This is a genomic window from Yersinia sp. Marseille-Q5920, from assembly GCF_946902935.1.
GTDB lineage: Bacteria > Pseudomonadota > Gammaproteobacteria > Enterobacterales > Enterobacteriaceae > Yersinia > Yersinia rochesterensis.
Genome location: NZ_CAMPQA010000006.1, coordinates 91,379 through 117,660, shown reverse-complemented (window position 1 = coordinate 117,660; position 26,282 = coordinate 91,379). Strand labels below are relative to the sequence as shown.

Sequence of the window (26,282 nt, the reverse complement as noted above, 5' to 3'; positions counted from 1 at the left end):
ATGACGGATTATTCATTATGACCAAGGGCTATCCGCCTATTCATATTTTCGGTGGAACCAGTGATGCACGGCTGATTTGCCAATTGCTGGATGAAGCTGGCGAGCGCTACAGCCTGTCGGTCGCCACTGATGCAGGTAAACAACTGGCGGGTGATATTGGTGGCGAGATATTAGTCGGGCGGATGGATGCGGCGGAAATGGCCGATTTTCTTATCAATCGGCAAGTGCGGTGGGTGGTCGATGCTTCACATCCCTACGCCGACCTGCTCAGTGACAATGTTGCCGCCGCCTGCGGGCAATCTAAAGTGGCGCTGACACGTTATCAGCGCCCGAGTGAAATTGCAGCGCTCAATCACCCACTGCTCTACAAAGTCGACAGTGCAGCGGCAGCTTGTGCCGTGGCGCAAGACTTGGGGCCTCGAGTGTTATTGACCACGGGCAGCAAACAGTTGGCGGAGTATCAACAGGGGCTGACCGGTAAAACCCTATTAGCGCGAGTGTTACCGACGGCGGCAGTGCTGAGTCAATGTGAGGCTCTGGGGCTGGGGGTGGACAATATTATTGCGCTGCGCGGGCCATTTAGCGCGCAATTCAATCACGCGCTGTATGAGTTTTGTCAGCCTGATGTGGTCATCACCAAGGAGTCTGGCGCGCAAGGTGGCTATCAAGAAAAAGTGGCTCCCTGTCTGGCCCTGAATATTCCCTGCATTGTGGTGCGCCGCCCGGCTGCCGTGGTGTTGGGCAGTTTTGGGCAACAAGTGACTTCATTGGATGAATTCACCCAACATCTGATGCACTGGCAGCAATCTGACCCACTGGCAAGAACAACGAGGACAATAAAATGAAAAAAGCACTGTTGGTGATCAGTTTCGGCACCAGTTATGAACACACCCGGCAAAAGAATATTGATGCTTGCGAGCAGCAATTAGCGGCGGCTTACAGCGATCGCGATGTGTTCCGCGCATTTACCTCAGAAATGATCATTCGCAAGCTACGCAAACGCGATGGCTTGCAGATCAATAATCCGCGAGAAGCGCTGAAACAACTGGCTGAGCAAGGTTATCAAGATGTCGCCATCCAATCATTGCATGTGATTAATGGTGATGAATACGAAAAAATCACCAATGAAGTGCGCAGTTTTAACGACTCTTTTCGTCATCTGGTGCTTGGTACGCCGCTGTTGAGCAGTTTTGCCGATTACCAGCAATTGCTGGTGGCGCTGCAAGCGCAAATGCCCCCACTGGCGGTGGATGAGCGGGTGGTATTTATGGGCCACGGAGCCAGTCACTATGCTTTCTCAGCTTATGCCTGTCTTGACCATTTAATGACCTCGCTGAACTTCCCTGCCTTGGTTGGTGCGGTCGAAAGTTACCCGGAAATCAGCCACATCATTACCCGCTTACAGCAGCAGGGGGTGCGCAAAGTGCACTTAATGCCATTGATGCTGGTGGCGGGCGATCACGCCATCAATGACATGGCTTCTGACGAGCCAGATTCATGGCGCACACAACTGGAGTCCGCCGGTATCAGTGCTCAGTCATGGTTGCAAGGATTGGGGGAAAACCCGTTGATTCGGCAGATGTTTGTCGGGCATTTGGGCCTCGCTTTACAGCAGAAACAGCAGGAGGCAGCGTAATGAGCGGCAGACTTTATGCATTGGGCGTCGGCCCCGGAGCCAGTGATTTAATCACGGTGCGGGCCTCCCGGTTGATAGCCAAACTGGATGTGCTGTATGCCCCGGCGGGGCGCAAAGGCGGCGATAGTCTGGCGCTGTCCATTGTGCGCGAATATTTATCGCCAAATACTGAAATTCGCACCTGCCATTTCCCGATGAGTGCGGATAACAATGAAAAACAAGCGGTCTGGGATGAAGTGGCGCAGCAGTTACAGGCGGAAGTCGCCAAAGGCCGTCAGGTGGGCTTTATCACCCTCGGTGATGCCATGTTATTCAGCACCTGGGTATTTTTGCTAGAGCGTATTGGTCGGCCAGATTGGTTGGAAATTGTGCCGGGTGTAACTTCTTTTGCTGCCATTGCCGCCCGCGCTGCATTGCCATTGGCGATGGAGCAACAATCGCTGGCGATTATGTCTTGCACCGCCCCAGAAGCAGCGCTGGAGCGCGCGCTGCAAGACCACGACTGCGTGGTGCTGATGAAAGTCTATGGCCGCTTTGCGCAAATTCAGGCGCTATTGGGCCGGCTCAATCTGTTCCCACACGCGCTGTTGATGTCAGAAGCCTCATTGCCGGGAGAAGTGTGTTGGCGGCAGTTGGATAGTATTGCCGCTGATCAGCCATTGCCCTATTTCTCGACCATTTTAGTGAATAAGCAGCAGAGAGTTATTTAAAAACAAATGATTATCTGATTCTACTTAGATGCTCAACGTGATGGGAGTCACTCATGGAAATGGAAAAAGAGTTAAAAAAACTTTCGTACACCGGGGTTGTTATGGCAATCCTGCTAACGATGGCCCCGAATGATGTTTTCGCCATGCACATCATGGAAGGTTTTTTACCGCCGATGTGGGCGCTGGCCTGGTGGGTGCTGTTCCTGCCGTGCTTGTTTATGGGGTTGGTGCGCTTAAAGCAGATTGTCTCCGAAGACAGCAATCAAAAAGTGCTGCTGGCGCTGTGCGGGGCGTTTATTTTCGTGTTATCGGCGCTGAAAATCCCATCAGTGACCGGCAGTTGTTCACATCCGACCGGTGTCGGGCTGGCGGTTATTCTGTTCGGGCCGGTGGTGGTGGCGGTACTGGGGGCCATTGTGCTGCTGTTCCAGGCGTTATTACTGGCGCACGGCGGCTTGACGACTTTAGGCGCTAACGGCATGTCAATGGCGGTTATTGGGCCGGTAGTGGGTTACATGGTATGGAAACTGGCCTGTAAAGCGGGGTTGCGCCGTGATGTCGGGGTGTTCCTTTGCGCCATGCTGGCGGATTTAACCACTTACTTTGTCACCTCGGTGCAGCTTGGTTTGGCCTTCCCTGACCCGCAATTTGGTGTCAGCGGTTCGATTATCAAATTTATGGGTGTGTTCTGCATTACCCAGATCCCGATTGCCATTGCTGAAGGTTTATTGACGGTGATGATTTATGACCAATTAACCAAACGGCAGTTAATTCCCGCAGGGAGTCACTAACATGAAAAAGACACTTATTTTGCTGGCGATGGTTATCGCGCTGGTCATATTGCCATTCTTTATTGACCACGGCGGCGAATTCGGCGGCTCAGACGGTGAAGCTGAAGCCCTGATCCAGGTGACGGCTCCTGATTATCAGCCGTGGTTCACGCCGCTGTATGAACCGGCCAGTGGTGAAATCGAAAGTCTGCTGTTCACCTTACAAGGTTCCATTGGCGCGGCGGTGATCTTTTATATCTTGGGCTATTACCGGGGGAAACGCGGTGAGCATGCTGGGGATTGATAAACTAAGTTATCAAAGCCGCTGGCGACAGGCCGACCCAATGGGAAAACTGGTGCTATATGCCGTTTTCCTCTTGTTGGCAATGCTTAGCCCGCCGATGTATCAGGCGCTGTTATTGGTGTTTATCGCCGGGCTGACATGTTATCTGCTGCGAGTGGGGCCGCGCCGCTATTTGCGCTGGCTGGCAATACCACTTTCTTTCCTGTTGGTGGGATTGGTGACCATTGTGCTATCCCTCTCGCGCCAACCGGAGAGTTTGTGGTGGGGCGTGCAGATCGGTCATTGGTGGTTTGGGCTGGATAGAGTCGGTTTAACCACCGCCAATCAAACCCTGTGGCGCAGTTTGGCGGCATTGGCAGCCACCTTCTGGTTTGTGCTGAATACGCCTTTCCCGCAGCTTATTCAGATACTTAAGCGCTGTCATGTGCCGCGTTTGTTGACCGAGCAAATTCTGCTGACCTGGCGTTTTATCTTTATTCTGATTGAAGAGGCGGCCGCGATTCAACAGGCGCAGTCTTTGCGATTTGGTTATATCTCATTGCGTACCGGCTACCACTCGCTGGCAATGTTGGTTGGTATGCTATTTACCCGCGTGATGATTCGCTATCAGCAGATGGTCATCTCGCTGGATATGAAACTCTATCAGGGCGATTTCCACCTGTAAGGCAGAATGTAATGTTAGCCACCCGGCAGCTAGGTTTCAGCTATCAAGATGAGCAGGTATTGCATGACCTGACACTGGATTTCAGTCAGCATGCGGTCACCGGTGTCTTGGGGGCCAATGGTTGTGGTAAATCCACGTTATTTATGAATCTGACCGGTATTCTGCAACCCCAGCAAGGTGCGGTATTGTGGCAAGGCGAGCCGCTTAATTATAAGAAAGCTAGCTTACGTGAATTGCGCCAGCGAGTGACGACGGTATTTCAAGACCCAGAGCAGCAGATTTTTTATACTGATATTGACAGCGACATCGCGTTCAGCCTGCGTAATTTGGGCATGCCAGAAGATATTATTGCCCAGCGGGTTGACCGGGCATTGACCTTGGTTGATGCACAGGGATTTCGCCATAAATCTATCCAACATTTGAGTCATGGGCAGAAAAAACGGGTAGCCATTGCTGGTGCGTTGGTGATGGAGGCGGAGTATCTGTTGCTGGATGAACCCACCGCAGGGCTAGACCCGGCAGGGCGGCAGCACATGATTACTCTCATTGAGCGTATTGTTGCAGAGGGAAAACGGGTTATTCTCTCCAGCCATGATATTGATTTGATTTATAAGGTTTGTGATTACCTTTATGTCTTATCCCATGGCCACCTGATGATTGCCGGTGAAACCACCGAGGTATTCCTGCAACAAGATAAACTGCAAGCCGCTGGGCTGGTTCAGCCGTGGTTGATCAAAATGCACACTGAGCTGGGTTTGCCGCTGTGTAAAACGGAAGAGCAACTTTTTGCGCTGATGCGTCAGCGGGAAACGGAGGAAGTGCGATGAGTCGCCCAGTGATGAATTTATCGATAATGGTGCAAGGCACCGCCTCTGACGTCGGTAAAAGTGTATTAGTGGCAGGGTTATGCCGCATTTTTATGCAAGATGGCTATCGCTGTGCGCCGTTTAAATCGCAGAATATGGCGCTCAATTCGGGCATTACACCGCAAGGTGAAGAGATGGGGCGGGCGCAGATTTTTCAGGCCGAAGCCGCTGGAATAGCGCCGGATGTCCGCATGAACCCAGTGTTGCTCAAGCCCACCAGTGACCGCAAGGCACAAGTGGTTTTAATGGGTAAAGTGGCCTGCAATATGGATGCGGTGGAATATCATCAATACAAGCCGCAATTACAACAGCAAATCAGCGAGGTTTACCACAGTCTGGCGCGCGAATATGACGTCATGGTGCTGGAAGGGGCGGGCAGCCCGGCGGAAATTAATCTGCGCGACCGTGATATCGTCAATATGGGTATGGCTGAAATGGCCGATGCGCCAGTATTGCTGGTGGCCGATATTGATCGCGGCGGTGTTTTTGCGGCTATTTATGGCACTTTGGCCTTGCTGCATCCACATGAAAAAGCGCGAGTCAAAGGGGTGATAATCAATAAGTTTCGCGGTGATATCGCGCTGCTGACTTCCGGCCTGGAACAGATTGAAGCCCTGACAAATGTCCCGGTGTTGGGGGTGATGCCGTGGTTAGATATTGATTTGGAAGATGAAGATGGTGTCGCGCTACAAAAGGGTAAATATCAGGATACGGCAGAAAAGGCACTGGATATTGCGGTAATCCGCTTGCCACATATCGCCAACTTTACCGATTTTAATGCACTGGCCGCTCAGCCCGATGTGCGCCTGCGCTATGTTTCGCAGCCATCGGCGCTAGGCCAGCCAGACCTGATTATCCTGCCCGGCAGCAAGAATACTCTGGGGGATTTGCAATGGTTGCACCACAGCGGGCTAGCGGCGGCGTTACTGGCGCAACATCAGCATAATGTGCCAGTGATAGGGATTTGCGGCGGTTATCAAATGCTCGGGAAACGCATTATTGACGGCGTGGAATCGGGTCTTGAGCAGATGGATGGCTTGGGGTTATTGGATGTAGAAACTGAGTTCGCGTCAGAGAAAGTGACCACGCGAGTGAGTGGCTATTGCCAAACTAACCTGCCGGGAATACTAGAAAATTGCGCTGATAACTCACTTGAAGGCTATGAAATCCACATGGGTGTTTCCTTGTTGGGCAGCGGCGCGATCCCTTTTGCGCGCTTAACCTTACGCAATGGGCAAGCCGAGCAGTGGGGGGATGGCGCGGTGAATTCTGAGGGCAGCGTCTTGGGCAGCTATATCCACGGGCTGTTTGACAGCCACCATTTTACCCGCGCGTTATTGGATAGCTTGCGCCAACGCAAAGGGCTGACCGCCTTCGACGGCGTAACAGTGAATTATGCTGAACATAAACAACAACAGTTCGATATTCTGGCATCAAGCATGCGGGAAAATATTGATATAGATAGAATTATTAAACTAATGGCAGCACATCAACAGGAGCGCGTGCAGTGATTTTAATTACCGGCGGAGCGCGCAGTGGCAAGAGTTCATTAGCCGAACGTTTGGCAGCGCAAGCTGCCGATCGCGTGTTTTACATTGCCACCTCGGTGGTGACGGATGCGGAAATGGCCGAGCGGGTTGCATTACATCGCGCCAGCCGCCCAGCACACTGGCGAACTTGGGAAGGTTATCAGGATTTGGGTGCGGTACTGGAGCAGCAGGTCGAACCCGGCGAAGCTGTGATGTTGGAATGCATTACCACACTTATCACCAATTTATTGTTTGAGCTGGCGGGCGATACGCCGCCGGAGCAGATGGATTTTGCGGCGCTTGAAGTGAATATTCAGCAGCAAATGACTGAGTTGCTGGCCGCTTGCACCCGTAGCCATGCACCCATTTATTTGGTCACCAATGAATTGGGCATGGGGATAGTGCCGGAAAACCGGCTGGCGCGGCATTTCCGCGACATCGCTGGCAGAGTCAACCAGCGCCTGGCCGCCGCCGCTGATGAGGTGTATTTAGTGGTGTCGGGCATCGAGGTAAAGATTAAATGAGCCTGCGTTTATTTCTCGCAACATTGCAGTTTATGACCCGCATTCCAGTGCCAGAGCGCTGGACTCAAGGGCTGGCGATGGATAACTATGAGCGCGGAATTATTGGTTTCCCCCTCATTGGCCTGATTGTCGGGGTGCTCGGCGCGATAGTTTTTAGCGTGCTGTCACCTTGGTGTGGCATACCACTGGCGGCTTTGGGGTATGTGTTGGCGCTGGCGCTCATTACCGGTGCTTTTCATCTCGACGGGCTGGCCGACACCTGTGATGGGGTGTTTTCTGCCCGCAAACGCGAACAAATGTTGGAGATCATGCGCGATAGCCGCCTCGGCACCAATGGCGGTTTGGCGCTGATATTTATCGTGGTGGCAAAAGTGCTGGTGGTCAGTGAGCTGGCCCTGCGCGATGCGCCTATGCTAATGATGCTCACCGCGGCTTCAGTGGCCGGGCGCACGGTGATTGTGCTGCTGATGTATCGCCAGCGCTATGCCCGTGAAGGCAACGGGTTGGGCAATATTTATATCGGCAAAGTGACGGGGAAACAAACGGCCGTCACATTGGTGGCTGGCGCGATATTAACCCTGTTACTCGGCAAAGGTGCGGCGCTATTAGCGCTGGTGATCAGCATGATGGTGGTGCTGTTATTGGCCGCTTATCTGCACCGCCGTTTAGGTGGGCAAACCGGTGACACGCTGGGCGCAGCGGCTGAAGTAGGCGAGTTGGTATTCTTACTGGCGCTGCTATGACATTGCCGATTTCTGGGAACTCTTAATGAGCCATTCTATGCGACTTTTTCTAGTGCGCCATGGGCAAACTGAAGCTAATTTACGCGGTGTTTTTTGCGGGCTGACCGATGTGCCGTTAACCCCATTGGGGGTAGAGCAGGCCGGTAATGTCGCGGGTTGGTTGGCGGAGGTGGAGTTTGCCCACGCTGCTAGCAGCCAATTGCTGCGCGCCCGCCATACCGCCGATATCGTGCTGGCGGGGCATTCACTCAATGCGGAAGTTGATAATAAATCAGTTGATAACAAATTAGTTGATAACAAATCAGTTGATAACAAATTAGTTGATGACCAATTAAATGAAATGAATTTCGGCGAATGGGAAATGCGCCATCATCATGATTTACAACATGAAGATCCTGATGCGTGGGCGGCATGGGTAGCTGACTGGCAACAGGCCAGCCCCACCGGTGGGGAGTCTTTTCCACAATTTTCAACCCGAATAGAAAGTGTGGTTCAGTCACTGCTTTCAACCAAAGATAACGAAAAAAATCAGTTAGTGGTGGCCCATCAAGGGGTCTTAAGCTTGATGCTGGCGCGCTTATTGGCTATGCCAGCGGTCGCCATGTGGCATTTTCATTTTGAGCAAGGGGCATACAGCGTGTTGGAAATCCATGATGGATTTGTCACTCTGCGTGCGTTCAACAGCCGGGCTGTTTGGCAGCCCGCAACACGAGGTTAAAGGCATGCAAACACTTTCATCCATTCTGCGCAGGATTGGGCCGTTGGATAGTAGGGCGATGAGCCGAGCAAAAGTGCGGCTAGATGGCCTGCTCAAACCCTGCGGCAGCTTAGGCCGTTTGGAGCAATTGGCTATCCAATTGGCAGGAATGCGCGGTTTATACGGCCATCAAGTTGATCGCAAGCAAATCATTGTCATGGCGGCCGACCATGGGGTTTTCGATGAGGGAGTGGCTATCTCACCGCGGGCCGTGACGATGATTCAGGCATTGAATATGGTGAAAGGCGTAACCGGTGTTTGCGTGTTGGCGACTAACGCGGGTGCGGAAGTGAAAATAGTGGATGTGGGCATCGATAGCGATACACTCCCCGGCGTGATCGATATGAAAGTGGCGCGTGGCAGTGGCAATATTGCACGTGAAGCGGCCATGACTCGCCAACAGGCCGAAGAGTTACTGGTTGCCAGCGCCACGTTAGCATTACAGCAGGCGGCGGACGGAGTGAAAGTGTTTGGCGTCGGTGAGCTGGGTATAGCGAATACCACCCCCGCAGCGGCGATGGTTAGTGTGTTTACCGACAGCGACCCACAATTAGTGGTAGGCATCGGCGCGAACTTCCCCAGCGAGCAATTACATCACAAAATCGCCGTAGTGCGGCGCGCGATTGAAACCAATCAACCGGACGCCAATGATGGTATTGATGTACTGGCGAAAGTGGGGGGGTTTGATCTGGTGGGCATGGCCGGGGTGATGTTAGGCGCGGCGGCGGCGGGTTTGCCGGTAGTGCTGGATGGTTTTCTCTCCTATGCTTCCGCATTGGCAGCTTGCCGTATCGAACCCAAAGTGCGTGATTACCTGATTCCGTCTCATTTGTCGGCCGAAAAAGGCGCGGTTATTGCTCTAAATCATTTGCAATTGGAACCTTATTTACAAATGGACATGCGGTTAGGCGAGGGCAGCGGCGCAGCGCTTGCTATGCATTTAGTGGATGCGGCCTGTGCGATGTATAACAATATGGGTTCGTTGGCGGAGAGTAATATCGAATTGCCCGCGCCCCCGTCGCCCTAAACATTGCAGGGGTGTTAGCTATATCTATCTGAAAATCCAATGGCTTTGAATCATTCGGGTGGTTTTTTAGTCATTGGGTAATCAGATAATGTTAGTATCAAAAACATAATGCAGGTTAAGCAGTAAAATAATTGGATATAATGCATGCAGAAGCTTCTTTTTTCCGGCCGTATCAATTTAAAAATGATTCGCTATTTTTTAGTCGTTTCAGAAGAATTGCACTTCGGAAAAGCCGCTGAACGCCTACATATCTCTCAGCCGCCACTCAGTTTACAAATTAAAGAATTAGAAGATGCCTTAGGATTCCCTTTGTTTATACGGGATAGCCGCAATGTTGTATTAACCCTTGCTGGCGAAATGATGCAGGCTGAAATGAAAGAAGTTTTCGAGAATATTGAAAATTCATTAAGCCGTGTCTCTTATATTGCTCGCCATGAACAAAGCCACCTTAATATCGGTATCATTGGTTCAGCTCTTTGGCATCAGCTATTAGAGAAGTTTAAGAACTTCAATACACTTAATCCTAATACCACGTGGTCTTTGCATGAATTCCCGCCGAGTAAGCAGTATGAAGCATTATTAAATAAGAAACTTGATATCGGATTTTGGCGCTGTGCTGATTTGGAACAGAATCCTGCGCTAGTCTATCAGCGGGTCGAAAAGCAACGCGTAGCGGTGGCGGTATCTCATGAGAGTGAACTGGCCGAGAGTGAAATACTTTCTCTAAAAGACTTATCGGGTCAGAACTTAATCTTTCTCACCTTTACTAACTCCGGTTACTCAAAAAAAATATATAATAGCTGCCTTAGTGCTGGCTGTAAGCCGCGGACTATTTACCAATTTGATGAGCCACAAACCCAATTGGCTTTTGTAAACAGCAATCTGGGTATCGCCTTAGTTCCTGAAAGCATGCAGGAAATTCCTTGGCCAAATATTAAATTTATCCCACTGAAAGAAAATCTCTCTGCCGATTTGTTTGCCGTTTATCATCCTGGCGCGATGACTCAGGCATTAGAGCAGCTGCTTGAGTTATTTTAAATGCGGGCTGAGTCAATATCACTTAGCCTTGACCAAAATAGCCATCGCGATAATGACTAAAACGGCTCCAACGGCTATCTCCTGCCAATTTATTACCTGTCCTAACATCACATTTGTCGCAATAACTGACAGCGGAATCAGATACACATAACCGGAGACTTTGGCTGGAGACAGCACAATACAGGCTTTTTGGAACAAAAAGAAACTTAATGCGGTAGCAAAAGTGGCAAGGTAAAAAACGCCACTCCAGGTTATTACGCTGATATTGCGCCATTCAATCTTAGGAAGTTGATAAACAACGATCGCCGTCAATAATAACGTGGCGCAAATTAAACTCCAGCCAGTCAAAACCAGTGCGGGTTCACCTCGATGTAATTTTTTCACCACGATAGGATTCAGTGCCATACCCAGGCAACCAAATAGAAATAGATAATCAGATGGAATTAATGACAATTGCAATAACTGGGACAAGTCGCCTTTAAAAATGATGAGTAATGCCCCCAAAATACCCATTAATAAAGCTGTAAATACTGACCATGTGGATCTTGCTTTCAGTAATACCCCGCTCATTATCATGCTCATTAAGGGCACCGTGGTGTATAACGCACTTGAATTTAATGCACTGGTCGTCTGAAGTGAAAATATCATACAAGCAAAATAGAGCAGCGGTGGCAGGCTAATGAGAGTATAGCGGCCTAAGTCGCGATAGTTAGGTCGCTTTAGTAAACCCTGGCTTACCAGCAAAACAATAAAAAGCAGGCTGGCGATGGCATATCTCAGCCAAGTAATAACCATGGGCGGTAATGCATTACTGATGGTTGCGCTGGCAATAAAGGAACCGCCGAGTAGCGCGGTAAATCCCAGCATTTGTAAATGTGCTTTAAGTATCCTGGTTGTCATGTCTATCCCTATTACCATCTTGTGATCGACGATAATTACGTGGAAACAGACACTGAACCATTACCTTTTAAGTATCGATAAGCAGGTTTTTAGTATTGGTTACGTCATAACCCACTACGATAGATTACCTATGTCTCTACAATATTTATTATTTAACATGCTTATTTGATAGACATTAAATGAAAATAATTAAGGGTTATTATTATGACAACAGTAAATTCAAATATTGATGCTGATTTCAGTGAATTACCATTTCAAGCTGTCGATGTTATTCAGAAAATAAAACCCGGATTTAAGCCCCGAATTGCATTTATTTTAGGTTCAGGACTCGGTGATTTAGTCGCCCAAATTAGCAATGAAACCACCATTAGCTACGCTGATATCCCCGGTTTCCCCGTAAGCTCAGTTCACGGTCATGCCGGTGAATTAGTTTTAGGCACCCTATTTGGTGTTCCTGTGATGTGCATGAAAGGCCGTGGCCACTTTTACGAAGGTAAAGGCATGAGTATCATGATCAACCCAGTGCGCACATTTAAACTCATGGGTTGCGAATTCCTTTTCTGTACTAATGCTGCCGGTTCATTACGGCCAGAAGTATTACCAGGTTCAGTGGTGATGCTGAAAGATCATATTAATACCATGCCGGGCACGCCACTGGTTGGGCCTAATGACGATCGTTTTGGTCCACGTTTCTTTAGTCTGGCGAATGCCTATGATAAAGATTTGCGCGCCGATATGGCTAATATTGCCCAACAACTTGATATTCCTCTGACCGAGGGGGTGTTTGTCTCTTATCCTGGCCCCTGTTTTGAAACGCCAGCTGAAATTCGCATGATGCAAATTATTGGCGGTGACGTAGTGGGCATGTCTGTGGTGCCAGAGGTTTTGTCTGCAGCACACTGTGGTTTGAAAGTGATTGCATTGACCGCGATTACTAACTTGGCTGAAGGCCTTTCCGATGTGGTTCTATCCCATGAACAAACCTTAAAATGTGCAAAATTAGCGTCAGTTAACTTCACCAAACTGATTGAAGCTTTCTTGAAAAGCAAAGCACAAAGCTGATCGACAAACTCTAACCCTTTCGTATTTGGTGTTACCGCTCATAACCGCGCAATTTCAAGTACGAAAGGATATCTCTGAAGAGGGAAGTCCCCTACAAACTCAATAAGCAAAAATAACTCCCTCGACACGTTAGTATCACGGAGAATAAAAATGATAATAAAAAAACGGCTTAAAGTTATGTTCTTTTTGCAGTTTTTCATCTGGGGAGCTTGGTTAGTGACACTGGGCGCTTACATGATGAATACGCTGAATTTTACCGGTTCACAAGTCGGTTTGGTCTATGGGGCCAAGGGAATTGCCTGTATTTTAATGCCGAGTATTATTGGTATCATTGCTGACCGTTGGATAAAAGCCAATATTCTCTATGCTTGTTGCCATCTATTGGGGGCAATTGCATTGCTGATTGCGGCGAATATCACAGACCCTAATTTTATGTTCTTTGTTATGCTGTTCAATGCGATGGTTTATATGCCGACGATTGCATTAGCTAACACCATTTCTTATATTTGTTTAGAAAAAGCCGGGTTGGATACAATTAAAGATTTCCCGCCAGTGCGCGTTTTTGGCACCATTGGTTTTATTTTTGCCATGTGGGCGATCAGTTTATCCGGGTTTGAATTGAGCAATATTCAGCTTTATATTGCTTCAGGTGCTGCATTGATATTAGCGATGTACGCTCTTTCGTTACCCAGCTGTCCAACCTCTAATATTAAAAGAGACCGCACGTGGGTTAATATTTTAGGGCTTGATGCTTTCGTATTATTTAAACAGAAGAAGATGGCCATTTTCTTCCTGTTTGCTATGTTGCTGGGTGCCTCATTACAAATTAGTCATACTTTCAGTAGTCCATTCCTGCATGATTTTGCAAAAAATCCGATTTATCACGACAGTCTGGTAGTTCAATACCCATCAATTTTATTATCGATGGCACAAATCGCCGAAGTATTTTTCATTCTCACCATTCCGTTCTTCTTATCTCGCTTTGGTATTAAGCGCGTGATGATGATCAGTATGATTGCCTGGACTCTACGTTTCACCTTGTTTGCCTATGGTGACCCGTCTGCCACTGGCATCTTTTTATTACTGTTATCCATGGTGGTATATGGTTGTGCCTTTGACTTCTTTAATATTTCTGGTGCAATTTATGTCGAGAAAGAAGTGGATCATAATATCAGAGGCAGCGCACAAGGCTTATTTATGACGATGGTCAATGGCGTCGGAGCTTATGTCGGCGCGATAGCCAGTGGGCATGTGGTTGATTATTTTACTGTCAATGGTGTAAAGGATTGGAATAGTATTTGGTTATCTTTTGCCGCGTATACTGTTGTTCTGGTGATTATTTTTGTTTTTGCTTTCCAATATAAGCATGACCCAGTTGAGTTTAAAGAACGGCAGTTATCACATTGATTATTATGATTTTAAGTGGCGTTCTAAAGTGGAGCGCCATTGCAAAAAAAACCGGATCACTTAAAACTGATCCGGTTGGTATTTAAAAAAGAGTTACTTGTTCTTATCCTGAATCCCGCGCGCGCCCAAATTATTATTATCCACCTGTGGCAAACCTACCTCGGCTGAAGAAGATAATAACCCAGTGGTGGCGTAGCTAAAGAGTTTCTTACGGGTATCAGTGATATCCAGATTACGCATAGTCAACTGACCAATACGGTCATCTGGTGAAAATACAGAATCGCCTTTTTCCATGGTCAAACGCTCTGGCTGATAAGTGAGATTTTCAGACACAGTATTCAAGATGGAATAGTCATTACCACGACGCAGTTCTAGTGTCACTTCACCGGTGATTTCGCTGGCAACCCAACGCTGGGCCGAGTCACGCAGCATCAGCGCTTGTGGATCAAACCAACGGCCTTGATACAGCAAACGGCCCAGAACACGGCCATTAGCATGGTATTGCTCAATGGTATCTTCGTTATGAATACCGGTCAGCAGGCGCTCATAAGCAATGTGCAGCAATGCCATTCCTGGGGCTTCGTAAATACCACGGCTTTTAGCTTCGATAATACGGTTTTCAATCTGATCGCTCATCCCCAAACCATGACGCCCACCAATACGATTGGCTTCCATCATCAGTTCTACACTGTCTTCAAACACCACACCATTTAGCGCAACCGGATACCCGCGCTCAAAACGGACAGACACTTCTTCCGCTTTCACCACGACATTTTCGTCCCAGAATTTTACGCCCATAATCGGATTAACGATTTTGACGCTAGAGTTCAGGTATTCCAGATCTTTGGCTTCGTGAGTCGCCCCCAACATGTTGGAGTCAGTGGAATAGGCTTTCTCGGTCGACATTTTGTAGTCGAAACCGGATTGAATCATAAATTCGGACATCTCATGGCGGCCACCTAATTCATCGATAAAATCGGTATCCAGCCAAGGTTTATAAATTTTTAGTTCAGCATTAGTCAACAGGCCGTAACGATAGAAACGCTCTATATCGTTACCTTTATAAGTGCTGCCATCACCCCAGATATTCACGCCATCTTCTTTCATGGCGGCAACCAGCATGGTGCCAGTGACAGCACGGCCCAGTGGGGTGGTGTTAAAGTAAGTTACACCCGCGGTGGTATTGTGGAAAGCGCCACATTGAATAGCGGCAATCCCTTCAGCAACCAGTTGTTTACGGCAATCAATCAGGCGAGCTTTCTCTGCACCGTACTCCATGGCTTTACGTGGAATAGCTTCGTAATCTTCTTCATCAGGCTGGCCCAGATTGGCAGTATAGGCGTAAGGAATCGCCCCTTTTTTCTGCATCCATAATAGGGCCGCGCTGGTATCCAAACCACCAGAAAAAGCAATACCAACACGCTGATTAATAGGAAGGTGTTTGAGAATAGTTGTCATCAATTAAATCCTGTATAAATTAGGTCTGTCTGGCAAAGGTTTCAATGCCTACATTGATATCGCAAAACTAGGGGTAGAGTCAAAGAGATTTTGCATATTTATGTGTGTTTTATTGCATAACTATTTCATTGGTGTTTTTGTGAAATGATGTTTCATATAAATTAATTTACTGTTCTGTTATAATGTGTATATCGACTTTTATCGAGTATATACCTTAAATAATTCGAGTATATTAAGTTGAAAATCTTTTGCGAAAATGCATGGTATAAAAAGCGGAAATCCTATCGAGTGCTGTTTTGGCGAGAGATAACGCCGCTGGCGATCCCACTGTTTATTGAGGGTCTGTGTGTGCTGCTGATGGGGGTGTTTAGCACTCTGTTAGTCAGTTGGTTGGGCAAAGAAGCCATGGCCGCAGTCGGGTTAGCCGACAGCTTCAATATGCTCATCGCCGCTTTTTTTGCCTCTGTAGCGCTTGGTACGTCGGTGGTGGTGTCATTCAGTTTGGGGCAACGTAAGCGCAAACAGGCACAAACCGCAGCGCGCGAATCCATCTCTCTGCTGGTCTTAATCTCGCTATTATTGGTGCTGCTGGTACATTTTGCCGGAGACACCATTATCAATCTGATGGCCAGTCAGGCTGATCCTGAAGTCAAAAAGATGGCGCTGACCTATCTGCATTTGACGGTGTGGAATTACCCGGCAATGGCGATAACTCTGGTGGGATGCGGCGCATTGCGCGGTGCCGGTAATACGCGGTTGCCGATGTTTATCAATATCGCCATGAATATTCTCAATATTGCTATCAGTAGCGTGCTGATTTATGGCGTGGGGCGTTGGCCGGGACTGGGCTTTGTCGGGGCGGGTATCGGCATCACGCTTTCCCGTTACTTAGGCGCTTTGGTGGTGGTGTTAGTGCTGATTTTCGGGGCAAATAATACGCTGCGGATCCCCTTTAAAGCCTATTTTATGCCCTTTACCTCAGCCATTATGTTTGAGGTTTTAAGTATTGGTATTCCTGCCAGTGTTGAGTCGGTGATGTTTAACATCGGCAAACTAATTACACAGCGTTTTGTCGCTGGAATGGGCACCGAAGTGATAGCGGGTAACTTTATCGCGTTTTCCATCGTCGGGCTGATTAACTTACCGGGTAATGCGCTGGGATATACCTCGACGATCATTATCGGGACTCGCTTGGGGAAAGGGCAGATCTTGCAGCCTATTCGTCAACTCAAACATATCTTTTGGTTATCGACTCTTGGGGTGTGTTTTATTGCCCTGCTGTCGATCCCCAGTGCCGGATTTCTGGCGTCGTTATATACCCATGAACCGGGGGTTATCGCGGTCGTTAAGCACCTAATTTGGATTAATGCGCTATTTATGCCGATTTGGGCGGCGGCTTGGGTGCTGCCCTCAGGGCTGAAAGGGGCGAAAGATGCCAGTTACACCATGTGGGTGGCACTCGCCGGAATGTGGGGATGCCGTATTGTCGCTGGTTATATTCTGGGGGTGACATTAGGGTTTGGTGTTACCGGCGTTTGGATGGGGATGTTCCTTGATTGGATAGTGCGCGGCGTGTTGTTTTATCGCCGCATGTCCACTGGCCGTTGGTTATGGCGTTATCGGCCAAAGGCTTGATTATGATGGCAGTCATGGCGGCTTATTAGCCGCTATCGATTATGTCTGCAATAAACCACTCTGCATTCTTCTGTTTGATTTCCCTCTTTAAGTGACGATCGTCACTAATATTTGAACTTCATCACGAAAACAACAAAACAAAATAAAACAACAAAAAGCAACTTTGTGGCTTTTAATGTTGACCTATCTTAATTTTAAAGAATATTGGTTTAAATTGTTGAGAGTTTTACTTTCTTGATGAAGTTAATAGCTATTAGGTTAATGGGGCTAATAAGTGATGTTATGTTGTTTAATGTTGCTTTGAATTGTTATTTCTGTGATTGTGAATTGCAGTTAAAAACATAATAACACTTTATAACATTTCTTATCTTTTGAGGCCCGACATGAAAAATGTAGCAATACTCGGAAGCAGCGGGGGAAATCTGTTCAATCTCGGTGGTGCATACCCCGAAAGACTTCTACAAGAAATCTATACTCAACTTCACTCTGTGGGGTTAGGTGTCAGTGCGGTGCAATTTATTGCAGCGGAAGAATCAATGGATGTGGCAAAACCGACCACCGCCGCTGCTGTGTATTCAATTACCGCAGAGGACAGCGATAAACCTCAGATTAGCTTTCAGGGAAAATTGTCAGAGGTGAATGACGCGGTAAAATCCTCGGATGCAGCCATTGCGGCCCAAATCCGAGCTGGTGCTATCGACGGCATCATCATTATGAGTGCTGATCCTGATCGCAGTAATAAAGAAGCTATTCTGGCGGCGATAGAAAAGAAAATCCCAATTGTCGGCACTGGCGGCACCTCAATGGCGATTATCACTTCCAAAGGTGCCAATGTGATTGCCACCTCCGGCACCACTGGCACCAATAGCCGTACCCGGGCCATCTCTTTTACTGCCTCTTTGTGCAAATACTGGCAGATAAAATATACCCCAGTATTGGGCAGCGCCGATGCCAATATGCCGGGTAGCGATAAAAGTCTGTTAAAAAGAATCAATATTCGCAGCATCATGATCCCGGCTTTACCCGGTTTTATCGCCATGGCTATTGTGTTGGCGCTCAGCCATATCCCAGGGCTGCAATCACTGAATGCTATCTTTGAATTGTTGCTCAAGGGACTGCCGGTGATTGTCGCGGTTATTGCGGCCAAACAGGTTTCCGAGCTAGATGAAGTGTCGATTGTGGCGGGTGTGGTTGCCGGTGTGCTATCAGTTGAAGGCGGGTTAATTGGCGGTATTCTGGGCGGGATCGGCGCGGGTATTATGGTGCGCTATCTGTTCGGGCTGTGTCTGAAATGGCAATTCCCAATGACCACTACCAACATTGTGGCGGGCGGTTTGTCCGGTTTATTCTCCGGTTTGGTGATGTATTACCTGCTTAGCCCACTGGCCTTAGCTGCGGGCGACTATATTAAATTAGCTATCGAAGCCACCCTGGCTTTCAGCCCAATTTTAGCGGGATTACTGGCAGGTTTGGTTATTTGGCCGGCTATTCTGGGGGGAGTTTATCACGCAGTAATATTGCCACTGGTCTTGCTGGAAATGGAAAAATCCGGTGTCAGTTTCCTTGGTGCCGTGGATATGGTCGGGCTGGTGATGGTTGCGGCCGGTATTAACCTGGCAAACGTCATTGCACCACGAGAAAAAAGTGAAGCTGCGGTTGCCGCCCCAGGATTATTAATTAACTTGGGTTTCGGGACGTTCGTCGAATCAGCTTATCCGTTTATGTTCTCTAATAAAGTCGTCTTCGCTGGCGCGATATTCTCAGCCGGTGTCGGCGGAATGTTACTGGGATTCTTAAATATTAAAGGTGTGGCTTATGTCCCTGCTTTCGCCTCACCATTCTTATCAAATAACGCTTTTTATATGGCGATAGTTATGACGGTAACACTGGTGTTGACCTGCGTTATCACTCTGTTAGCTAATAAATTTGTAGCAATTAAAAAGGCTGTACCCGAATCACCAACACCAGGGATTTCGGCTAAAAGTTAACAATTAAAAAAGCAGTTTTATATAAATCAAGTAGAGGTAAATATGTTCAACGCTGATATGAGTAAAAAACGTTCCGTCGCTATGGATAAAGTACGCAACGCAATTGCGTTACATGGCGGTCAAACTATTCTGAGTACCGGAATAACCGGAGATGATGCTCGCTTAGCGAAAGCAGTATGCGATTCAGGTGTTAAATTATTAGAACCGAATCACCCGGCATTAGCATTGGCGCGTGGCCATAATGGTGTGACGAATATGCATGCTGCCGAGCGTATCCGCCATGAAATAACTATCGGGCAAATGGCGGAAGCGGTGCAGGGGGTGCGCAATGTGGTGGCGGACGATATTTTCATTACTGTCGGAATTGCCGGAGGCTTTACTGAAACAGTGCCCACTCCGGTGACTGAGCAGGATATTTTATTGATAGCTCAATCTGGTGCTGATGGTTTACATACCCATAAATCCAGTTTTGAAGATTTAAAAGAATTGGTCGATTTAGCCCATAAATATGGCCTGACAGTGGATGCTTATATTGGTCACCCGAGTGATTTGCATACCTTCGGTATTGCGGCTGAAACCCCGGCGGATGTTGCTGAAGTGGCGAAAAAGATGGAGGAATTAGGTGTTGATATGATTGGTTTAATGACCGGCATGAGCTATGAAGGTGTTGGCGCTGGCGATATTCCTGATGTTATCAAACAGCGCCTGTTGGCATTGGTCGGCGCGGTTTCTGTCCCGACGTTAGCCGAGGGCGGTATTAACTTGGAAAATGCCAAAGCATTTAAAGATACCGGCGTTAATATTCTGGTGGTGGGTACCGCGATTGATAATGTGGTCTGCAATGCGGCCAAAAATGTGGTAACGCAGTTTATTACTCACTGATGGTAGGATATTAGCCAGGTGGGAGAATGTATTAGCAATAATATTTTCTCCCTTTTTATTGGAGTTAAAATATGTATAGGTTATTGGCTCTTGATCTTGATGGCACTTTACTCAATCAGGAAAACCAAATATCAGCTGAGAATATCCGTGCAATAAAGCATGTTATTCATCATCAGGGCACGGTGGTTTTATGTTCAGCCCGGCCGGTTAAGGCTATCGCAGCTGTTATTCATAATACTGAGTTAGAACCTCTGATTCGCTACTTTATTTCGTTTAATGGCGCATGGATATATGACGCAGTTGAGAGGAAAGATATTTGTTTTACACCGTTGAGCTGCGGGGCGGTGCAAAATGCAATAACCATGCTGGCAGAAAATGAATTCCCACATCATTTTTTTACCCGCGATAATATTATATCCAGCTCAGCGAATGTCAGTGATTACACGCGCTATGAATCTCAACTCTTTGCTATGAAATTGGTGTCTATTGAACCTAAGGATATTACTCAGCGAGATGATATTGTTAAAATCTCTATTGTCGGTTCGGCTGATTTTATTAATAGTGTTGCCGATAAAATAGATGAAGATTTTCACCACCAATATTCACTCAGTAAAACCAGTCACCATTATTATGAAATAATGAAACAGGGCATCACTAAGGGTGAAGCATTGCATTACTTATCTCAGCACTTAAATATTAGCTCAAAATTTGTGGTCAGTATTGGCGATCAGGAGAATGATGTCAGTATGTTTCAGTTTTCTGCTGTCGGCGTGGCCATGGGCAATGCCAGTGATTTTGTCAAATCTTGCGCAGATAGAGTCAGTCAGGATAATAACCAGCACGGGGTTGCTTTTGCCATTAATCAACTCTGGCCACTGTGACTGAATCGCCTTTTTTTTCATGAAATTATTGCGTAGAATGACACGAAATATATTGCACAGCTTCGGGCCTTTATTCTTATGAATCAGATCAAACGTAAACAGTTTATTTTGGAAAAGCTGGATAGTCTTGGTGAGGTTTCTGTTATTGGTTTGTCCGAGGAATTGGGTGTGACGTCTGAAACGATCCGCAGAGATCTTTCCTATTTGGAAAAGAGTGGCGAAGTGACTAAAGTCCACGGCGGTGCGATAAAGGTTCAGAATATACAAGAGGGCAGTTTTGCCCAAAGAATGGATTTAAATCGCCAGGAAAAAATGTTAATTGGCCAATATGCCGCCTCACTGGTGACTGAAAACGATAGCTTATTTATTGATTCGTGTACTACCACACTTATTTTCGCTTCATTCTTACCATTAGTAAAATTCACCGTTTTTACCAATTCATCCTTAATTGCCGATCAAATAAAAAGTAAAAATAATATGGCTGCCGTGCATGTCTTAGGCGGCGAATATAATCATACTTATAAAGCGAATTTAGGTATTCAGACAATTGAACAAATGAATGACATTCATACTGATTTCACCTTTGTTGGGGTGGGCGGAATAGACAGTGACTTTGGTGTGATGGTGAAAAATCTGGATGAAGGGCGTATAGCTAAGAAAATGCTGGCAATGGGCCGACAGAAAGTGATTTTATGTGATACCAGTAAGTTTGGTCAAAGCGGGTTAATGAAAATAAGTGATATCAACGATATTGATATTATTGTCACCGACAAAAAGAAAAATATGCATAAGCAAGCAATTGAAGCACTTTATTCCGATAAAATTATCTACGCCAATTAATTCTATTTAAAACACCCACCGAATAGTGGGTGTTTTATACCCGTTATACTTCAAGCCGCATGTGTGTTAGCTGCTCCCATTCGCTTGCCGCCTTCCTGCAACGCGAATTATTTAGGGTATAGACTTATCACTTCAACATTTTGCAGCGCGCATTGCGCTACGAATGCCCGGCTTGAAGCCGTATTGCTGAGCTTGCCACACAATAATTAACCCCAGGAATAATAACCCTAGCACCGCCCATGGGAAACTGGCTGTACCGGCGCTTTGTAGCAGCAAGCCACCGACTATCCCACCGCCCGCAATCGCCAGATTCCACGCCACCACAATCATTGACTGCGCCACATCAGCATCTTGCCCTGCGGCGTCCGCCGACGCAGTTTGCAATAAGGTGGGTGCGCCGCCAAAACTCAGCCCCCACAACACCATGCTGCCGTAAATAGCGGCGGGCGTTCCTCCTTCAATAGCCAATATCAATGCCGCCAAAACAAAGGTGCCAATGCTCAGTAATACCGCGCCACGCAACCAGCGATCCACCACTAACCCGGTCAGCCAAATTCCCGCCAGCGCACTGATCCCAAAGACTAACAGCACTTTATCGACCTGATTTCCTAACCCTGCGGGAGCGATAAAAGGCGCAATATAGGTATAAAGAATATTGTGAGCCAGCATCCACAGGACGATAACCGACAAAACGGGGCGCACGCCGGGGGTGATGAAGACTTTGCGCACGGGTTGCTGCTGTTTGGCCGATTGCCCCGGATAATCAGGTACTTTCACGATAACCCAGGCAATCAGCAGCAAAGTTAATCCTGACATAATGGCGAATGCGCTGCGCCAACTGAGGACTGTGCCCAACCAGGCTCCCAACGGCACACCCAGCGCCAATGCCAGCGGTGTGCCGGTCATGGCAACCGCCATTGCGCGCCCTTGTTGATGAGGTTGCACCATGCGGCGAGCGTAACCGGCAATCAGTCCCCAGGCCAGTCCTGCCGCGGCACCGGCCATAAACCGGGCCAGCAAGGTTAAGCTGAACCACGGCGAAATAGTCGTCAGTGTATTGAATAAGAAAAACCCGACAATAGCGCTGAGTAAGGCTTTACGCCGCCCCCAACTGCGGGTCAGCGCAATCAATGGGATGGCCGCCACTAACGAACCCAGAGCATAAAGAGTGACCCATTGGCCCGCCAATGCTTGTGAAACGCCCAATTCCTGGCTGATTTGTGGCAATAATCCGGCGGGCAATGTCTCGGTCATGATGGCAATAAAGCCGGTCATCGCCAGTGCCAATAAGGCCGCGAGAGGAAAGGGTGCTGTTTTCATTATTGGCCTCCAACACCATGCTCTCCAACACCATAGACAGCATCACGCAGGTCGTTAACAAACTGTCCGGACATCCCTTCGTAGAGAGTATTGGTCAAAGCGACGACGCTTATTCCTTGAATCTTATCAACAAACCATGAGTGGCCATACGCGCCGCCCCAGCTCCATGTACCGACGGACTCGGGGGAGTTGGCCTCGAGTGGCGAGCGCAGGACGGAAAAACCTAAGCCAAAGCCCAATCCGGGGGAATCCGGTAAGGTCATACCGCGAGTTTGATCCTGGCCCATCTCATCAACCCATTCAGCCGGAAGTAAGGGCGAACCGCCCTGACGCAGGGTTTCCAACAGGCGCAATAGATCGCTGGCACTGCCCACCATCCCGGCACCGCCAGAAGGAAAAGCATCGCGATTGAGCGCGCGAGCAGGGGAAAATTCAATACCTACGGTATCTGGAAACACCACGGCAATTTCCCCTTCCTGCAAGGGGTGGGGCGCAGGAATGTCATTGACATAAGGTGTCGCTAACCAGCTGACATCATGGGCAAAAAAGTCAGTATCATCCATCTGTAGCGGCCCGGTGACCAACGCCCGCACGGCTTTATCTAATGGCTGACCATAAACTTGCTCAATCACTGCGCCTAAAACATCAATTGCCAATGAATAAGCCCATGCGGTTCCCGGCGCATAATACAGCGGCACCTGCGCCAATCGACGTAAATTTTCACTCAGTGTGATGGTTGATTGGTCCATGCCATCGGAGATGCCCGCGCGCGCATAAGGCCCATTTCCATCCGCTTCAACAAAACGATAGCCCAAACCGGCGGTATGGCTGAGTAATTGGCGCACCGTAATTTGGGGTAATTCCCCGTCAGCCAGTCGTGGTTGAAAGTCAGGTAACCAGCGGCGAATATCGCCATCAAGGTCGAGTTTACCTTGTGCGACTAACACCATGGCGGCGGTGGAAACAATCGGTTTGCTGATGGACGCGAATCGAAACAGAGTGTTGGTCGCCATGGGATGTTCGTTTTCGCGGTTCGCCCAACCCGCTGCTCGGTTGAAATGGGTTTCGCCATTAAGCGCCACCATGACCACAGCACCGACCAAGCGCTGTTCGGCGAGCGCCTTGTCAATCACGGCATTAATTCTGATTGCCAGCAGTTCTGGCTGTGTTGGCGCTAACGAATTGGCAAACATAGTAATTCCTTAATCTGAATGAATGATGACTTAACTCTGGATTGCAATCTAACAATAGATAGCTACGCAATCCGGATAAAGTGGGGTAGATTTCCAGTGTTAAAGGACAAGAGTGTCCGCAATAGGAGATGTGATGGATAACTTGAGCAGTCTGGCGGTGTTTGTCCAAGTGGCCGAGACCCGCAGCTTTGTGGTGGCAGGGCGTGTCTTGGGCGTTTCTGCTTCAGCGGTCGGTAAAAGTATTGCCCGGCTTGAAGCTCGGTTGGGGGTAAGGCTGTTTCACCGCAGCACTCGCAGTATTGCACTGACTTCTGAAGGCGCACTTTTTCTTGAGCGCAGTCGGCGAATTTTAGCCGAGGTCGAGGCCGCTGAGCTGGAAATGTCGCAATTAGCTGATAAGCCACGCGGTAAATTGCGGGTCAGTTTTCCCTTGGTAAGCACCTTGCTGTTGCCGGTATTGGCTGATTTTATGTTGGCTTATCCCGATATTGCACTGGATCTGGATTTCAGTGACCGGATTGTTGATGTAGTCGAAGAGGGGTTTGATGCGGTGATCCGCACCGGTGAACTGACAGATTCCCGTCTATCTGCCCGTAAGTTGGGGCAGTCCAACGTGCTGCTAGTGGCTTCACCCGCCTATCTGGAACAGTATGGGGAGCCGATGCACCCGAGTGAGCTGGCTAACCATATCTGCCTGCACTACCGCTATCCCAACAGTGGCAAATTGGAAACCTGGCCGTTGCCCAATGAGCCGGATTTGCAAATCCCCATTTCGATGGTGTGCAATAACATTGAAACCAGAATGTGTTTTGCTCTGCGCGGCTTGGGGATTGCTTGCCTGCCGGACTTTTCTATGGGAAATACACTGGCGGAAGGTAAGTTGCGCACCTTGCTGAACGGCTATATGAAACGCACCGTCAGCTTGCATGTCGTGTGGCCCTCCGGGCGTTATATCACGCCTAAGTTACGGGTATTTATCGATTTTCTTAGTGAAAGAGTGTTTGCGGGTCAGTAGCAGTTTAGCGCGCGGATTGAAAAGTTTTCTCGGTTTCATCAGTCGAATGATTAAGCATTTTCTACCCATTGCCGATAATAATAGAGAGACAAGTTTCTCTATCTTAGAAAAAAGGTACCGGGGAAAGTATGGATAATTTTCAAAAAGAGATTGAAGAGAGAACGAATCTCACCTCCTCTAACAGATTTGAGTTGTTGCTGTTTCGTTTGGGGGAATCTCAGGAGGAACAGCAGTCTGAACTGTACGGTATTAACGTATTCAAATTACGTGAAATAGTCCCGATGCCAAGTTTAACCAAAGCGGCGGGCATGGCTTCACCCATGATGGGCATGGCGAATATTCGTGGGGAAATCATTCCTGTGATTGACCTCCCGGCTATCGTCGGCTGTGTACCCAAAACTGGGTTGAACATTTTACTGGTGACGGAATATGCCCGCAGTACCCAGGCATTTGCGGTGGAATCTGTTGATGATATTGTCCGCTTGGAATGGAGCCAGGTGCTGGCGGCCGACGCGGGGGTCAACAGCCGCAATATCACCAGCATCGCGCGTCTCGACAATGATAAAGCCAGTAACCGGCTGGCGCTGGTATTAGATGTTGAACAGATTTTATATGACATTATTCCGGCCAACCGCAATGTTCAAATTGATAGCGAGAAGACCAAAACTTTCGATTTGAAACCGGGCGCGGTGGCCATAGTTGCTGAAGATTCTAAAGTCGCCCGCTCCATGCTGGAACAGGCGCTAAAAATGATGGATATTCCCGCAGAAATGCATATCACCGGCCTGGAAGCGTGGAATAAAATCAAGAAGATAGCGGAAGAGGCAAGGGCCGAAGGCCGCCCAATTTCGGATAAAATCTCATTTGTGCTAACCGATTTAGAAATGCCGGAGATGGATGGCTTTACACTGACGTTGAATATCAAACGGGATGAGTTCCTGAAGAATATCCCGGTCATTATCCATTCTTCGTTATCGGGCAGCGCGAATGAAGACCATGTCCGCAAAGTAGGGGCCGATGCCTATGTAGCGAAATTCGAAGCTAACGAATTGGAAGCCGCTATCCACAAGGCGTTGGATGCCAAAAAAGCCTTGAATCAGTAATATGAGCATTATCCTCGATGGCCTTTCTCT

At 48.2% G+C, this 26,282-nt stretch carries 26 protein-coding genes; 22 read left to right on the top strand and 4 right to left on the bottom strand.

Features of this window, described 5'->3' with window-relative positions; translation table 11 throughout:
* The first annotated feature begins 17 nt into the window (after positions 1–17).
* From OVO64_RS10610 to OVO64_RS10550, 13 genes are all read left to right on the top strand, one after another.
* The gene (locus OVO64_RS10610) at positions 18–845 is read left to right on the top strand and encodes a cobalt-precorrin-6A reductase (RefSeq protein ID WP_145540284.1); all 828 of its coding nucleotides are present in this window, start codon (positions 18–20) and stop codon (positions 843–845) included.
* Positions 842–1,636: a sirohydrochlorin cobaltochelatase gene (gene cbiK / locus OVO64_RS10605; RefSeq protein WP_038634086.1), complete on the top strand. Its 795-nt coding sequence runs from the start codon at positions 842–844 to the stop codon at positions 1,634–1,636. The genes OVO64_RS10610 and cbiK overlap by 4 nt, the downstream gene beginning before the upstream one ends.
* Entirely contained in the window at positions 1,636–2,346 is a 711-nt protein-coding gene (locus tag OVO64_RS10600; protein ID WP_038634083.1) for a cobalt-factor II C(20)-methyltransferase, read from the top strand. The genes cbiK and OVO64_RS10600 overlap by 1 nt, the downstream gene beginning before the upstream one ends.
* A gap of 53 nt (positions 2,347–2,399) precedes the next feature.
* Positions 2,400–3,137, top strand: a complete 738-nt coding sequence (gene cbiM, locus OVO64_RS10595; protein ID WP_038634080.1) for a cobalt ECF transporter S component CbiM — start codon at positions 2,400–2,402, stop codon at positions 3,135–3,137.
* Position 3,138: 1 nt separating this feature from the next.
* Positions 3,139–3,420 carry an energy-coupling factor ABC transporter substrate-binding protein gene (locus OVO64_RS10590; protein ID WP_038634077.1) on the top strand — a complete coding sequence of 94 codons (282 nt, stop codon included), beginning with the start codon at positions 3,139–3,141 and terminating at the stop codon, positions 3,418–3,420.
* Positions 3,407–4,084 (top strand): energy-coupling factor ABC transporter transmembrane protein, encoded by a 678-nt coding sequence (locus tag OVO64_RS10585; protein ID WP_050291655.1) that lies wholly within the window; start codon positions 3,407–3,409, stop codon positions 4,082–4,084. Before OVO64_RS10590 ends, OVO64_RS10585 begins: the two co-directional genes overlap by 14 nt.
* Before the next feature lie 11 nt (positions 4,085–4,095).
* Positions 4,096–4,911, top strand: a complete 816-nt coding sequence (locus OVO64_RS10580) for an ATP-binding cassette domain-containing protein (protein ID WP_038634072.1) — start codon at positions 4,096–4,098, stop codon at positions 4,909–4,911.
* Between the two features lie 11 nt (positions 4,912–4,922).
* A complete protein-coding gene (locus OVO64_RS10575) occupies positions 4,923–6,461 on the top strand; it encodes a cobyric acid synthase (RefSeq protein ID WP_038639613.1) in 1,539 nt (512 codons plus the stop codon).
* Positions 6,458–7,003 carry a bifunctional adenosylcobinamide kinase/adenosylcobinamide-phosphate guanylyltransferase gene (gene cobU / locus OVO64_RS10570; RefSeq protein ID WP_038634069.1) on the top strand — a complete coding sequence of 182 codons (546 nt, stop codon included), beginning with the start codon at positions 6,458–6,460 and terminating at the stop codon, positions 7,001–7,003. Before OVO64_RS10575 ends, cobU begins: the two co-directional genes overlap by 4 nt.
* Positions 7,000–7,746, top strand: coding sequence for an adenosylcobinamide-GDP ribazoletransferase (cobS, locus tag OVO64_RS10565; RefSeq protein ID WP_038634066.1), 747 nt, complete (start codon positions 7,000–7,002; stop codon positions 7,744–7,746). The genes cobU and cobS overlap by 4 nt, the downstream gene beginning before the upstream one ends.
* A 37-nt stretch (positions 7,747–7,783) precedes the next feature.
* Positions 7,784–8,464 carry an adenosylcobalamin/alpha-ribazole phosphatase gene (locus OVO64_RS10560; RefSeq protein ID WP_267248759.1) on the top strand — a complete coding sequence of 227 codons (681 nt, stop codon included), beginning with the start codon at positions 7,784–7,786 and terminating at the stop codon, positions 8,462–8,464.
* 4 nt (positions 8,465–8,468) lie between these two features.
* The gene (cobT, locus tag OVO64_RS10555; RefSeq protein ID WP_038634060.1) at positions 8,469–9,530 is read left to right on the top strand and encodes a nicotinate-nucleotide--dimethylbenzimidazole phosphoribosyltransferase; all 1,062 of its coding nucleotides are present in this window, start codon (positions 8,469–8,471) and stop codon (positions 9,528–9,530) included.
* Positions 9,531–9,674: 144 nt separating this feature from the next.
* Complete coding sequence (locus OVO64_RS10550; protein WP_145509770.1) at positions 9,675–10,568, top strand: LysR family transcriptional regulator; 894 nt, start codon at positions 9,675–9,677, stop codon at positions 10,566–10,568.
* Between the two features lie 18 nt (positions 10,569–10,586).
* Here the strand turns inward: OVO64_RS10550 and OVO64_RS10545 are convergent, their stop codons facing one another.
* A complete protein-coding gene (locus tag OVO64_RS10545) occupies positions 10,587–11,435 on the bottom strand; it encodes a DMT family transporter (RefSeq protein WP_038634053.1) in 849 nt (282 codons plus the stop codon).
* Positions 11,436–11,672: 237 nt separating this feature from the next.
* On the opposite strand from OVO64_RS10545, the gene xapA reads away from it, so the two are divergent.
* Together xapA and OVO64_RS10535 are read left to right on the top strand one after the other, a co-directional pair.
* A complete protein-coding gene (xapA, locus tag OVO64_RS10540; RefSeq protein WP_038634050.1) occupies positions 11,673–12,530 on the top strand; it encodes a xanthosine phosphorylase in 858 nt (285 codons plus the stop codon).
* 150 nt (positions 12,531–12,680) lie between these two features.
* The gene (locus OVO64_RS10535) at positions 12,681–13,937 is read left to right on the top strand and encodes a nucleoside permease (protein ID WP_050291661.1); all 1,257 of its coding nucleotides are present in this window, start codon (positions 12,681–12,683) and stop codon (positions 13,935–13,937) included.
* A 93-nt stretch (positions 13,938–14,030) separates the two neighbouring features.
* Here OVO64_RS10535 and argG read toward each other — a convergent pair whose 3' ends face one another.
* A complete protein-coding gene (argG, locus tag OVO64_RS10530) occupies positions 14,031–15,395 on the bottom strand; it encodes an argininosuccinate synthase (protein ID WP_038634044.1) in 1,365 nt (454 codons plus the stop codon).
* Positions 15,396–15,632: 237 nt separating this feature from the next.
* Between argG and OVO64_RS10525 the strand changes: the two genes are divergently transcribed.
* The 5 genes from OVO64_RS10525 to OVO64_RS10505 all read left to right on the top strand — a co-directional run bounded on the left by OVO64_RS10525 (position 15,633) and on the right by OVO64_RS10505 (position 21,621).
* Positions 15,633–17,030, top strand: a complete 1,398-nt coding sequence (locus OVO64_RS10525) for an EmmdR/YeeO family multidrug/toxin efflux MATE transporter (protein WP_050291662.1) — start codon at positions 15,633–15,635, stop codon at positions 17,028–17,030.
* 383 nt (positions 17,031–17,413) lie between these two features.
* Complete coding sequence (locus tag OVO64_RS10520; protein ID WP_038634034.1) at positions 17,414–19,018, top strand: PTS sugar transporter; 1,605 nt, start codon at positions 17,414–17,416, stop codon at positions 19,016–19,018.
* A gap of 42 nt (positions 19,019–19,060) precedes the next feature.
* The gene (locus OVO64_RS10515) at positions 19,061–19,900 is read left to right on the top strand and encodes a histidine biosynthesis protein (RefSeq protein ID WP_038634032.1); all 840 of its coding nucleotides are present in this window, start codon (positions 19,061–19,063) and stop codon (positions 19,898–19,900) included.
* 71 nt (positions 19,901–19,971) lie between these two features.
* Complete coding sequence (locus tag OVO64_RS10510; protein ID WP_038634029.1) at positions 19,972–20,781, top strand: Cof-type HAD-IIB family hydrolase; 810 nt, start codon at positions 19,972–19,974, stop codon at positions 20,779–20,781.
* Positions 20,782–20,859: 78 nt separating this feature from the next.
* Entirely contained in the window at positions 20,860–21,621 is a 762-nt protein-coding gene (locus OVO64_RS10505; protein ID WP_038634026.1) for a DeoR/GlpR family DNA-binding transcription regulator, read from the top strand.
* Positions 21,622–21,753: 132 nt separating this feature from the next.
* On the opposite strand, the gene OVO64_RS10500 is transcribed toward OVO64_RS10505, so the two are convergent.
* Both OVO64_RS10500 and OVO64_RS10495 read right to left on the bottom strand, forming a co-directional pair.
* Positions 21,754–22,941 carry an MFS transporter gene (locus OVO64_RS10500; protein WP_145585883.1) on the bottom strand — a complete coding sequence of 396 codons (1,188 nt, stop codon included), beginning with the start codon at positions 22,939–22,941 and terminating at the stop codon, positions 21,754–21,756.
* Positions 22,941–24,134: a serine hydrolase domain-containing protein gene (locus OVO64_RS10495; protein ID WP_267248758.1), complete on the bottom strand. Its 1,194-nt coding sequence runs from the start codon at positions 24,132–24,134 to the stop codon at positions 22,941–22,943. Before OVO64_RS10495 ends, OVO64_RS10500 begins: the two co-directional genes overlap by 1 nt.
* Before the next feature lie 133 nt (positions 24,135–24,267).
* On the opposite strand from OVO64_RS10495, the gene OVO64_RS10490 reads away from it, so the two are divergent.
* Both OVO64_RS10490 and OVO64_RS10485 read left to right on the top strand, forming a co-directional pair.
* A complete protein-coding gene (locus OVO64_RS10490; protein WP_038634018.1) occupies positions 24,268–25,149 on the top strand; it encodes a LysR family transcriptional regulator in 882 nt (293 codons plus the stop codon).
* A gap of 128 nt (positions 25,150–25,277) precedes the next feature.
* Positions 25,278–26,252, top strand: a complete 975-nt coding sequence (locus tag OVO64_RS10485) for a chemotaxis protein (protein WP_038634015.1) — start codon at positions 25,278–25,280, stop codon at positions 26,250–26,252.
* Positions 26,253–26,282: the final 30 nt, after the last annotated feature.